Genomic DNA, 12,181 nt, shown 5'->3' with positions numbered 1-12,181 from the left:
AATCCCGGGGGTGGGGCTGCGATCACTCCACCGAACGCGCGGCCTTGCCCGAGAGTGCCACGTAGAAGCCGAGACCGTCGCCGGCCGGCAGGGTCTGGAGGCGTTCGACGAGCCCCTTGCGCTTGGCGTCGAGGAGCAGGCGCCCGGTGGGCTGGAACAGGGTCTCGCCCCCGCCCTCCGGCGGCGGATCGAGGCGGATGGCCACCGTCTTGCTCTTTCCGAAGCGGCTGCGCTCCAGCATGTCGGCGAGGGACGCTTCCGCCGTCGGGCGGTTGGTGCCGCGCAGGTCGAGCACGGATTCGGCGTCGGTGACGCCGAGGGCGCCACGGAGCTTGTCGGCGTAGAAATCTTCGAAGTGCGGCAAAGGGCGAAACCTCGGATGGGCGCGACGGCTCCGATCCTGAACCGAACGGACCGCTTCGTCCAGGCGTCGCCATGAGGCCGAACGGCGCTACAGGATGCGGCGATCGAGGCGCAGGATGCGACACGGCGCGCCGCTCTCGGCGGCCGGCGCGTGGGGCGCCCGGATCAGCAAGGCTTCGGCCTGGCCGAGGACGGACAGCATCGAGGAATCCTGCCGGTTCTCCGGGTGGACCACCGGCAGGCGGTCGGGCGCCGTATCGAGGCGCGCGCGCAGGTAGTCTTGCCGCCCGTCGTTGGCCGGCATGGCGTGGCCGAGGATCGCCGGCTCGCTGCGGTCGGCGCCGGCTTGTGGGTCACCCAGCAACGCCCGGATCGCCGGCACCACGAACAGCAGGCCGCAGACGATGGACGAGACCGGGTTGCCGGGTAGCCCGATCACCGTGGTGGGACCGAGGCGCCCGTGCATCAGCGGCTTGCCGGGACGCAGGGCCACGCGCCAGAACCCGAGTTCCAGCCCCTGGCGGGTGAGGGCCGACTGCACGAGGTCGTGGTCGCCCACCGACGCGCCCCCGAGAGTGACGAGGAGGTCGGCCTTTGCCGCGACGGCCCGGAGGAGTGCGGCTTCCAGGGCCTCGAGGGTGTCGCCGACGATGCCGAGGTCGAGGGTCTCCGCCCCGGCCTCGCGGGCCAGCGCCGCCACCGCGAGGGCGTTGGAGGCGACGATCTGGTCCCAGCGCGCCGGCTCGCCCGGCGCCACGAGTTCGTCGCCGGTTGCCAGGATGGCGACCCGGGGGCGCCGGCGAACGCCGATCCGGCCATGGCCCGCTGCCGCCGCGAGGGCCGTGCGGCGGGCATCCAGGCTCTCGCCGGCCCGCAAGAGCACATCGCCTTCGTGAAAGTCGAGGCCGCTCGGGCGCACGAAGCGCTTGGCCGCCACGGGCTCGCGGGCGACGACCCGGCCGTCCCCGGCTTCGGCGTTCTCCTGGATCAGGATGGCGTCGGCGCCCTCGGGCACCGGGGCACCGGTGAAGATGCGAACGGCCTCGCCCGGCCCGATCGAACCCGCAAAGCCATGGCCGGCCGCGCTGGTGCCGATCACCCGCAGGGTGGCCGGGCAGGTGGCGACGTCGTCGGCGCGCACGGCGTAGCCGTCCATGGCGGAAGCGGGGAAAGGGGGCTGGGTGCGGGTGGCCCGCACATCCTCCGCCAGGGTCCGACCGGCGGCTTCCGCGATGGCGACGGTATCGGCCGGGACGGGGCCGGCGATGCCCGCGAGGATGCGGGCGAGCGCTTCCGCGACGGGGATCGGCCCGCTCAAACGGCATCCTCCGCCAGATAGGCGCCGGAGCGGCCGCCATCCTTGGCGAGCAGCCGGATACCCTCGATCCGCATGCCCCGGTCGGCGGCCTTCACCATGTCGTAGATGGTCAGGCACGCCACCGAGACGGCGGTGAGGGCCTCCATCTCGACGCCGGTGGGACCCAGCACCTTGACCTCGGCGGCGACCCGCAGGCCCGGCAGGGATTCGTCGATGGTGCAGTCGACCCGCACCTTCGAGATTAGGAGCGGGTGGCACAGGGGGATGAGCTCGTGGGTGCGCTTGGACGCCATGATGCCGGCGAGCCGCGCCGTGCCGATGACGTCGCCCTTCTTGGCGTCGCCCTCGCGGATGAGCGCCAGGGTTTCGGGCAGCATCACCACGGTGCCGACGGCCCGCGCCGTGCGGGTGGTGGCGGCCTTGTCGGAAACGTCGACCATGTTGGCCGCGCCCGCCGCGTCGAGATGGGTCAGTTCGGCCAACGGTCCGTCCTCATTTGTCCCCGAACAGCAGGTGCCGGGTCGCTTCCGCCACGTTGTCCTGCCGCATCAGGCTCTCGCCGACGAGGACCGTACGCAGGCCGTTCTCTCCGAGGCGCACCACGTCGGCGTGATTCGAGATGCCGCTCTCGGCCACCGCGATGCGGTCCTCCGGCACGCTGTGGCCGAGGCGGATCGCCGTCTCGAACGAGACCTCGAAGGTCTTGAGGTTGCGGTTGTTGATGCCGATGAGCGTCGTCCCGAGCGGAATGGCGCGGGCGAGTTCGGCATCGTCGTGGACCTCCACCAGCACGTCCATGCCGAGATCGTGCGCGGTCTCGACCAGGGCCTGCGCCTCGTCGTCGTCGAGGCAGGCCATGATGGCGAGGATGCAGTCGGCACCCCAGGCCCGCGCCTCGAACACCTGATAGGGCTCGAACAGGAAGTCCTTGCGCAGGACCGGCAGGGCGCAAGCGTCGCGCGCCTGGGTGAGGTACTCCGGCTTGCCCTGGAACGAAGGCGTGTCGGTGAGCACCGAGAGGCAGGTGGCGCCGCCCGTCTCGTAGGCGTTCGCGATGGCGGCGGGGTCGAAATCGGCCCGGATCAGCCCCTTCGACGGCGAGGCCTTCTTCACCTCGGCGATGAGGGCCGGCCGCCCTTGCGCGATGTGCGCCGCGATGGCGGCGGCGAAACCGCGCGTCGGCTCCATGCCGGCGACGCGCTTCTCGAGCTTGGTCTGCGGCACCCGCAGCTTCGCCTCGGCGATCTCGCGGCGCTTGTAGGCCTCGATGCGGGCGAGCACGTCGCGGCGCCCGGGGGAGGCCGTCTCGTCGGTCGCGGGATCGGGCGTCGCGGGATCGGACATGGGGGCCGCCTTCAGGCGTTCGAGACGTGGACGAGGGCGGCCAGCGTCGCGCGGGCCGCTCCGGAATCGAGGGCGTCTTGCGCCCGCACGACGCCCTCGCGGAGGGTCGCGGCGGCACCCGCCACCACCAGGGCGGCGCCGGCATTGATCACGCCGATGTCGCGGTAGGCGTTGCTGGCGCCTTCCAGCACCCCGTGCAGGGCGGCGGCGTTGTGCTCCGGGTCGCCGCCGCGCAGGGCGTCGAGGGTGTGGAGGCTCAAGCCGACTTCGCGCGGGTCGAGGGTCGCGTGGGTGATGTGGCCCCCGTCCAGGGCGACCACGGCCGTGGGGCCCGTGACGGTGATCTCGTCGAGGCCGTCGGAGCCGTGCACGGTCCAGACCCGCTCGCTGCCGAGCTCGGCGAGCACCCGGGTCAGGGGCTCGGACCAGGCGGGGGACGAGACGCCGAAGAGCTGGAACTTGACCCCGGCCGGGTTGGCGAGCGGCCCGAGGAGGTTGAAGATCGTGCGGGTGGGGAGTTCGGCCCGCACGGGCGCCACGTGACGCATGGCGCCGTGGTGGGTCTGGGCGAACATGAAGCACAGGCCGGCCTCGGCGAGGCAGCGGGCGAGGCCGTCGGGATCGAGGCCGATGCGGACGCCCAAAGCCGCAAGCACGTCGGCGGCGCCCGAGCGCGAGGTGGCGGCGCGATTGCCGTGCTTGGCCACCGGCACGCCGCAGGCCGCCGTGACGATGGCCGCGAGGGTGGAGACGTTGTAACTCCCCGAATGATCCCCACCGGTGCCGACCACGTCGACGGCGCCCGGAACGGCGGCGACGGGCAGCATCCGCGCGCGCATGGCCTCGACGGCGCCGACGATCTCGTCCGCTGTCTCGCCGCGTACCTTGAGGGCGATGAGGAAGGCGCTGGCCTGGACCGGCGTCACCTCACCGGACAGGAGATCGTCGAAGGCGCGCCTCGCCTCGGCGCGGTCGAGGCTCGTGCCGGCGGCGACTTTCGCGAGGAGCGGCTTGAACGAATCCACCTGAACGAATCCACCGGCCGTCTGGAATGAGATCAATCAGTGCTGACCGATCGCTCAATGCACGCCGGGCCGGCCCTTGTCACGTGCCGCGTTCCAGGCCGCCGCGATGTCGAGGAAATTCCGCAGAATCTGCGACCCGTGATGCGACAGGATGCTCTCGGGGTGGAACTGCACCCCGTGCACCGGCAGGCGCGTGTGCTGCAGCCCCATGATCAGTCCGTCGGCTTCCGCCGTCACCGCCAGGGCCTCCGGGCAGTTCGTCCTCTCGACCACGAGGGAATGGTAGCGCGTTGCGTCGAACGGGCCGTTGAGCCCGCGGAAAATGCCGGACGCCCGGTGCTCGATGGACGAGACCTTGCCGTGCATGGGTGCCGGCGCCCGGACCACGTCGCCGCCGAAGGCCTGCCCGATGGCCTGGAGCCCGAGGCAGACGCCGAAGATTGGGATCTCGGCCGAGAGGTCCTTGACCACCTCGAGGCAGATGCCGGCCTCGTTGGGCGAGCACGGGCCCGGCGACAGCACCACGGCATCGGGGCCCCGTTCGCGGATCTCCGCCAGGGTGACCTGATCGTTGCGCACGACCTCGATGCACCCGCACAGGGGGCCGATCAGGTGGACGAGGTTCCACGTGAACGAGTCGTAATTGTCGATGACGAGGACGTTGGACATCGTTCGCTCACTGGCCATGCACGGCGGTTTGACCGCGCAGGGCGGTCCGGTCAATCGTGGGGCCTACTGCCCCCGCCGCGCCTGGCTCGCATACATCACCGCGTCCTCCGCCGCGCGGAACAGGGCCTTGGCCTTGTTGACGCATTCCTGCTGCTCGGAGGCCGGGTCGGAATCGTAGACGATGCCGGCGCCGGCCTGCACGTGCATGCGGCCGTCCTTCACGATGGCCGTGCGCAGTACGATGCAGGTGTCCATCTCGCCGCGGGCGCCGAAATAGCCGATGCACCCGCCGTAGGGACCGCGCTTCTCGCGCTCCAGCTCGTCGATGATCTCCATGGCCCGCACCTTGGGCGCGCCCGAGACCGTGCCGGCCGGAAACCCCGCCGCCAGGGCGTCGAGGGTGTCGTGGCGCGGATGGAGGTCGCCCTCGACGTTGGAGACGATGTGCATCACTTGGCTATAGTATTCGAGGAAGAACGAGCCGGTGACGGTCACCGAGCCGATCTTGGCGACGCGGCCGACGTCGTTGCGACCGAGATCGAGCAGCATGAGGTGCTCGGAGCGCTCCTTCGGGTCGGCGAGGAGCTCGGCCGCCAGGGCCTTGTCCTCGGCCGGCGTGGCGCCGCGCCGCCGGGTGCCGGCGATGGGCCGGATGGTGACGCGCGCGTCACGCACCCGCACGAGGATCTCGGGCGACGAGCACACCACCTGGAACGCCTCGAAGTCGAGGTAGCACAGGAACGGGGCCGGGTTCGTGCGCCGCAGGGAGCGGTAGAGCGCGATGGCCGGCAGGGTGAAGGGCGCCTCGAAGCGCTGCGACAGCACCACCTGGAACACGTCGCCGGCGACGATGTACTCCTTCGCCCGCGCCACCATGCCGAGATACTGGTCCGGCGTGGTGTTCGAGACGGGCTCGGGGGCCGCCATGGCGCGCGGGTCGCTGCGCGCCTCGATGGGGAGCGGGCCTTCCAGGGCATCGGCCACCCGCTCGAGGCGGGCGAGGGCGGCCTCGTAGGCGGCGCGCGCGGGGATTCCGGGCTCCGGCCGCACGGGGCCGACCACGGTGATCACGTCGCGCACGGAATCGAACACCACCATGACGCGGGGGCGTACCAGGATCGCGTCGGGCACGCCCAGCGGATCGGGGTTCGGCTCGCCCAGCTTTTCCATGGCGCGGACCATGTCGTAGCCGAGATAGCCGAACAGCCCCGCCGCCATGGGGGGCAGGGCGTCGGCGTCCGGGTCGGGGTCGATGGCGCTCTCGGCGATGAGGGCGCGCAAGCTCGCGAGCGGGCTCGCCGCGTCCGGTACGAAGTCGGTCAGGCCGGGGTCGCGGGCAATCTCCGGCCGGCCGTCGCGGCAGCGCCAAGCCAGGTCGGGATCGAGCCCGATCATCGAGTAGCGGCCGCGAACGACCCCGCCTTCGACGGATTCGAGCAGGAAAGCCGCTCCCGAATGGCTGGCGCGTAGCTTCAGGAACGCGGCGACGGGGGTTTCGAGGTCGGCCAACAGGGTGAGGTTGAGGAGGGTCGGACGTCCCGCCTCGTAGGCCTGCACGAAGGCCGCGTCGTCCAATGCCTGTGTCATCGCCCGATCAATACTCACCGCCGCCGACGGCGCGGCGGAAGGCCGTCTGGTTGACGGTGATGCCCACCGATTTCTGCACCTCGGCGATGTACTCGCCGAGCACGTCGTCGGCGAGCGTCGACTGGAAGCGCTTGGCGATGGCCTCGTCGGCCGGGGCGCCGGGGACGTAGGCCGGCATGGTGGCGGCCGTGACCTTGAACAGGGCCCGGCGCTCACCGGCCTCCGCCGAGGCCGCCTTGCCGACGGCGGTTGCGAAGATGCGGTTCACCACGTCGGCGGTGAGGTCGCCCTGGGGCTGGTTGCGGGCGATGTCGGACACGGTCTCGACGTTGAGGCCGGCGGCCTGCGCCACTGTCTCGACGGTATCGCCCTTGTCGAGGCGGTCGGACAGCTCCTTGGCTTTGGCCGCGAGGAGGCGCGCGCTCTCGGCGGCGCGCCAGCGGGCCACGACCTCGTCGCGGACGCTGTCCAGGGGCTTGTCGTGGGCGCGATCGATATTGGTCACGTCGTACCAGACATAGCCGCCCGACTTCGTACGCAGGGGTTCGTTGTCGCCACCGATCTCTGAGCGGAACAAGGCCGCCACGGTGGTCTCGCGGTCGGGGATGCCGGCCACCGGATTGCCCTCCGCGTCGAGGCCCTGCGCGTTCAGGGCCGGCACGGCCACGAGGGGAAGACCGCGATCCTTGGCGATCTCGGGCAGCGACTTGGTGTTGGCGCGGGCATCCTCGATGGCGTCGTGGGCGGTCTCGATCCCGCTCGTCGCCCGCTCCAGCGCGATGGTCTTGGCTATCTCGGCCTGGACGTCGGCGAGCGGCTTCAGGGTCTCGGGCTCGATGGCGGTGACCCGGAGCAACACCGTGCCGAACCGGCCCTTCACGGGCTGGCTCACGGCGTCCTTGGGCAACGCGAACGCGGCGTCGGCCACGGGCTTGTCGAACAGCTCGGCCTTGGTGAGGGTGCCCAGCGTCAGATTCTTGGCGTCGGCGCCGCTCTCGGCGGCCACGGCCTCGAACGGCGCCTCGTTGGCCTCGATCTTCCGGCGCGCCACCGCCGCCGCCGCCTCGTCGGGGAACACGATCTGCTGGATCGTGCGGCGCTCGGGCGTACCGTACTTCGCCCGGTCGGCCTCGTAGCGCTTGGCGATGTCCTCGGGGCTCAGCGCCTCGGGCTTCGCCATGGCCTGGGGATCGAGGACCAGCAGGTTCACCGCGCGGGTCTCGGGCGCCCGGAACGCGAACTTGTTCTCCTCGTAGAAGGTCTTGATCGCGTCGTCCGTGGGCGCCGGGATCTCGCCGACGAGGGAGGGCGGCAGCATCATCAGCGCCACGGCGCGCCGCTCCGTGGTGTAGCGGTGCACGGCCTCGCGCAGGGCCGCCGGCACGTGAAGGTCGGAGGCCACGGCCTCGGCGAGCTGGAGACGGGCGGCGACGGAGCGCTGCTCGCGCACGAAGGTCGCCTCGTTGAGGCCGGCACGCTGCAGGGTCTGGAAGAACAGCGACGGATCGAACTTGCCGTCTGCGCCCTGGAAACTCTTCTCCTCGCGGATGGCGCGCAGGACCGCGGCATCGGGGATGCTGAGGCCGAGGGACGCCGTCTGCTGGTCGAGGGAGGCCTCGCTCACGAGCTGGGCCAGTACCTGACGGTCGAGGCCCAGCGCCCGGGCCTGATCCGGCGTCAGGGTGCGGCGGGTCTGGCTCTGGTAGCGCTGGAGCTGGTTCTGGTAGGCCGTGCGCACGGCCTCGGCCGAGATCGGCGTCTTGCCCACGGTCGCGACGGTGCTGGTCGAGCCGGCACGGAAGAACTCCTCGACGCCGAAGATCGCCACGCCGGCGATGAGGAAGACGAACACCACGGAGAGGATGATCTTACCGAGCCAGTGCTGGCTCGCCTTGCGCATGTTCGTCAGCATCGAAGCGTCCGGGTTCTTGTCTTCGGGAACGGGGCGCGGCGAGACCGGCCCCGTTCTGTAAGGTCGCCCGCGATAGACCATCCGCGCCCCATCGCAAAGACCGGCGCGCAAAGACCGCCGCTCCTGCGCTCCGCCGGTTTGCGCCCGGCCCGGCTGATCTGGTAGGGCCGGCGCGAAGCTGGACGGGTCGAGACGCGGAGCGAAGATTCCATGACGAAGGCGGGGCGCAGGCCACTGGTCGCGGGCAACTGGAAGATGAACGGCCTGCGCGGCTCCGTCGCCGTGGTCGAGGCCGTTCGCAACGGTCTGAGTCCGGATCTGCTCTGCGAGGTCGACGTCCTGATCTGTCCACCCTCGACCCTGATCTCCTCCTGCGTCGCGGCGGTCTACGGTTCGCCCATCGCCATCGGCGGCCAGAATCTCCACGCCAAGGCGAGCGGCGCCTTCACGGGCAGCATCTCAGCCGAAATGCTCGCCGATCTCGGCGCCTCCTACGTCATCGTCGGCCATTCCGAGCGCCGGGCCTATCACCACGAGACCGACGACGGCGTCCACGCCAAGGCTTTGGGCGCGCGCCGCGCCGGCCTGTGCGGCATCATCTGCGTCGGCGAGACCCAGGACGAGCGCGAGGAGGGCCGCACCCTCGACATCGTGCGGGCGCAGCTCGCCATCGGCGTGCCGAAGGGCGCTACGGGCGCCGACACGGTCATTGCCTACGAGCCGGTCTGGGCCATCGGCACCGGCCTGACCCCGACGCCGTCCGACATCGCCGAGGTGCACGCGTCCCTGCGCGAGATGCTCGGACAGCTCATCGGCCCGGAGGCCGCGAAGGTCCGCATTCTGTATGGCGGCTCGGTGAAGCCTGGCAACGCCCGCGAACTCATGGCCGTCGAGAACGTCGACGGCGCCCTCGTCGGCGGTGCGAGCTTGGTGGCGAACGACTTCCTTGGGATCGTCGGCGCTTACGCCCGCTGACCCGGCGGCCCATTGGCGTTCCGGCGCGGGTTGGTGTAACAGCCGGCTCAAATCACCGGCCGGCGCGGGGTGCGTGCGTCGCGCCCGATCCCTCCCGCGTGCGCCCCCGGCGGTGCCGCCCCTGGATAACCGATGCAGACCGTCCTCATCTCGATCCACCTCATCGTCGTGCTCGGCCTCATCGCCGTGGTGCTGCTCCAGCGCTCGGAGGGCGGCCTCGGGCTCGGCGGCGGCAGTAGCGGCGGTGGCGTCTCGGGCTTCATGACCGGGCGCGGACAGGCCAATGCCCTGACCCGGGCCACGGCGATCCTGGCGGCGCTGTTCTTTGCCACGAGCATGACCCTCGGCGTGCTGTCGCATCGCAGCGCCGCCCCACGCTCGATCCTCGACGGCGCCGGCACCACGACGCCCGCCGGCCAGCCGAATGCCGGAAATCTCCTCGATACCCTGCGGCAGCAGCAGGGCGGCACGCCGCCGGCGGCTCCGGGCGCCGCCGCGCCGGCTCCGAGCGCCGCCCCTGCGCCGACCGCGCCTGTCGCCCCCGAGGCGCCGCAGTCGCGCTGATCGCAGTCGACGGATACCCGCCGCTTTTCACGCCCGCCCGACGTTTCGCTGCCGGGTCGGCACCGGCCCATCCGGGCTGGAAACCCGAACCGACGCCCCCCGAACGGACGACATTCCGTGCATGCCCGGCTTGCGCGGGGGATAAGCGTTATTGTGGTTTGGCGAATCGTCCACCCTTGTTTATGAACCGAGGCCCATGACGCGGTACGTTTTCATCACCGGCGGCGTGGTCTCCTCGCTCGGCAAGGGTCTCGCATCGGCCGCCCTCGCGGCTCTGCTACAGGCGCGCGGCCATACGGTCCGCCTGCGCAAGCTCGACCCCTACCTCAACGTCGATCCGGGCACCATGAGCCCGACGCAGCACGGCGAGGTGTTCGTCACCGACGACGGCGCCGAGACCGACCTCGATCTCGGCCATTACGAGCGCTTCACCGGTCTGCCGGCGACGCGGGCTGACAACATCACCACGGGCCGGATCTACCTCGACATCATCACCAAGGAGCGGCGCGGCGACTATCTCGGCGCCACCATCCAGGTGATCCCGCACGTCACCAACGCCATCAAGGCGTTCGTGCTCGATGGCAACGAGGCGTTCGACTTCGTCCTCGTCGAGATCGGCGGCACGGTGGGCGACATCGAGGGCCTGCCGTTCTTCGAGGCGATCCGCCAGCTCGGCCAGGAACTGCCGCGCGGCGCCACGGCCTTCGTCCACCTCACCCTGCTGCCCTACATCCCGTCCGCCGGCGAGTTGAAGACCAAGCCGACCCAGCACTCGGTGAAGGAGCTGCGCTCCATCGGCATCCAGCCCGACATGCTGCTGTGCCGCTGCGACCGGCCGATTCCCGTGGACGAGCGCCGCAAGCTCGCCCTGTTCTGCAACGTGCGCGAGACCGCCGTCATTGAGGCGCGTGACGTCGCCTCCATCTACGACGTGCCGCTGTCCTACCGCGAAGCCGGACTCGACCGCGAGGTGCTGGCGCATTTCGGGATCACACCGAAGGGCGAGCCGGACCTGACCAAGTGGCAGACCATCTCCGAGCGCGTGCGCAACCCCGAGGGCGAGGTCTCCATCGCCATCGTGGGCAAGTACACGGGCCTCAAGGACGCCTACAAGTCGCTCACCGAGGCCCTGACCCATGGCGGCATCGCCCACCGGGTGAAGGTCAACCTCGAATGGATCGAGGCCGAGGTGTTCGAGCGCGAGGACCCCGCGCCGTTCCTCGAAGGCATCAACGGCATCCTCGTACCCGGCGGCTTCGGCCAGCGCGGCGCGGAGGGAAAGATCCGGGCGGCGCGTTACGCCCGGGAGCGGAAGATTCCGTATTTCGGCATCTGCTTCGGCATGCAGATGGCGGTGATCGAGGCGGCTCGGTCGCTGGCCGACGTGCCGGATGCGAACTCGACGGAGTTCGGCGAGACCACGGAGCCCGTGGTCGGCCTCCTCACGGAATGGCTACGCGGCAACGAACTGGAGCAGCGCGCGGCCGCTGGCGACCTCGGCGGCACCATGCGGCTCGGCGCCTACGACGCGACGCTCCACGCCGACACGAAGATCGCCGAGATCTACGGCACCACGGCCATCTCCGAGCGTCACCGCCATCGCTACGAGGTCAACATGGCCTATCGCGAGCGCCTGGAGGCCCGGGGTCTGCGCTTCTCCGGCCTGTCGCCCGACGGGCTGCTGCCGGAGACCGTGGAGCATGTCGGCCACCCGTGGTTCATCGGCGTGCAGTTCCACCCGGAGCTGAAATCCCGACCGTTCGAGCCGCATCCGCTGTTCCAGAGCTTCGTCGGCGCCGCCATCGTGCAGAGCCGGCTGGTCTGAGCCGGGACGACGCGCCGCGCCGGGAAACGTTTCCGCGCGGCGCATGAGCGCTTCCTTATCCTCCCCGGCATGCCTAACTCTGGTGCCGACAGGACTCGGGTCGCTCGCGCCCCGTGTCGTCGCGACCGGGCCAGGAGGGGGCGTGACCGAGATCCTGTTCTACCACCTGCAGCACCAGCCCCTGGAGCGGGTGCTGCCGAGCCTCGTCGAGCGCTCCTTGGAGCGGCAATGGCGCGCGGCGATCCAGGTCGCGACGGAAGAGCGGCTCCAGGCCCTCGACGACGGCCTCTGGACCTACACCGACGACAGCTTCCTGCCCCATGGCACCGACCGCGACCCGGATCATGCGGGCCATCCCGTCGTGCTGACCCTGAAGGGCGCCAACCCCAACGGTGCTGCCATCCGCTTCCTCGTCGAGGGGGCAGCCTTGCCGGAGGATGCCGACGATTACGCCCGTATCTGCGTGCTGTTCGACGGCAGCGACCAGGACGCGCTCCTGCGCGCCCGCGAGCAGTGGAAGGAGGCCAAGGCCGCCGGCCACGCCATCGCCTACTGGCAGCAGGACGAAGACGGCCGCTGGCAGAAGAAAGCCTGATGCG

Annotated in this window: 12 protein-coding genes; 4 read left to right on the top strand and 8 right to left on the bottom strand. The window is 70.7% G+C overall.

All coding sequences use genetic code 11. The annotated features are described in order from the left end of the window. Positions 1–22: 22 nt before the first annotated feature. The 8 genes from ASG60_RS08640 to ASG60_RS08605 form a co-directional block, all read right to left on the bottom strand. Positions 23–364, bottom strand: coding sequence for a hypothetical protein (locus ASG60_RS08640; RefSeq protein WP_056169984.1), 342 nt, complete (start codon positions 362–364; stop codon positions 23–25). Positions 365–451: 87 nt separating this feature from the next. After that, entirely contained in the window at positions 452–1,681 is a 1,230-nt protein-coding gene (gene glp / locus ASG60_RS08635) for a gephyrin-like molybdotransferase Glp (protein WP_056385039.1), read from the bottom strand. Further along, positions 1,678–2,163, bottom strand: a complete 486-nt coding sequence (gene moaC / locus ASG60_RS08630) for a cyclic pyranopterin monophosphate synthase MoaC (RefSeq protein ID WP_056260586.1) — start codon at positions 2,161–2,163, stop codon at positions 1,678–1,680. Before moaC ends, glp begins: the two co-directional genes overlap by 4 nt. Before the next feature lie 10 nt (positions 2,164–2,173). Further along, positions 2,174–3,025, bottom strand: coding sequence for an indole-3-glycerol phosphate synthase TrpC (gene trpC, locus ASG60_RS08625; protein WP_056385037.1), 852 nt, complete (start codon positions 3,023–3,025; stop codon positions 2,174–2,176). Between the two features lie 11 nt (positions 3,026–3,036). Continuing rightward, positions 3,037–4,050, bottom strand: coding sequence for an anthranilate phosphoribosyltransferase (trpD, locus tag ASG60_RS08620; RefSeq protein ID WP_056385035.1), 1,014 nt, complete (start codon positions 4,048–4,050; stop codon positions 3,037–3,039). 54 nt (positions 4,051–4,104) lie between these two features. Beyond that, the gene (locus tag ASG60_RS08615) at positions 4,105–4,719 is read right to left on the bottom strand and encodes an aminodeoxychorismate/anthranilate synthase component II (protein WP_056169973.1); all 615 of its coding nucleotides are present in this window, start codon (positions 4,717–4,719) and stop codon (positions 4,105–4,107) included. Between the two features lie 63 nt (positions 4,720–4,782). Then, the gene (trpE, locus tag ASG60_RS08610; protein WP_056385033.1) at positions 4,783–6,306 is read right to left on the bottom strand and encodes an anthranilate synthase component I; all 1,524 of its coding nucleotides are present in this window, start codon (positions 6,304–6,306) and stop codon (positions 4,783–4,785) included. Positions 6,307–6,313: 7 nt separating this feature from the next. Then, positions 6,314–8,218: a SurA N-terminal domain-containing protein gene (locus tag ASG60_RS08605; protein WP_056385031.1), complete on the bottom strand. Its 1,905-nt coding sequence runs from the start codon at positions 8,216–8,218 to the stop codon at positions 6,314–6,316. 210 nt (positions 8,219–8,428) lie between these two features. Between ASG60_RS08605 and tpiA the strand changes: the two genes are divergently transcribed. The 4 genes from tpiA to ASG60_RS08585 all read left to right on the top strand — a co-directional run bounded on the left by tpiA (position 8,429) and on the right by ASG60_RS08585 (position 12,177). After that, positions 8,429–9,193, top strand: a complete 765-nt coding sequence (tpiA, locus tag ASG60_RS08600; RefSeq protein WP_056169966.1) for a triose-phosphate isomerase — start codon at positions 8,429–8,431, stop codon at positions 9,191–9,193. 132 nt (positions 9,194–9,325) lie between these two features. Further along, positions 9,326–9,757: a preprotein translocase subunit SecG gene (secG, locus tag ASG60_RS08595; RefSeq protein WP_056385029.1), complete on the top strand. Its 432-nt coding sequence runs from the start codon at positions 9,326–9,328 to the stop codon at positions 9,755–9,757. 196 nt (positions 9,758–9,953) lie between these two features. Beyond that, positions 9,954–11,582 carry a CTP synthase gene (locus tag ASG60_RS08590; RefSeq protein ID WP_056385027.1) on the top strand — a complete coding sequence of 543 codons (1,629 nt, stop codon included), beginning with the start codon at positions 9,954–9,956 and terminating at the stop codon, positions 11,580–11,582. Positions 11,583–11,724: 142 nt separating this feature from the next. Then, a complete protein-coding gene (locus ASG60_RS08585) occupies positions 11,725–12,177 on the top strand; it encodes a DNA polymerase III subunit chi (RefSeq protein WP_056385025.1) in 453 nt (150 codons plus the stop codon). Positions 12,178–12,181: the final 4 nt, after the last annotated feature.

The sequence above is a fragment of the Methylobacterium sp. Leaf469 genome (assembly GCF_001424745.1).
Taxonomy (GTDB): Bacteria; Pseudomonadota; Alphaproteobacteria; order Rhizobiales; family Beijerinckiaceae; genus Methylobacterium.
This window is presented reverse-complemented; position numbering and strand designations above follow the sequence as displayed.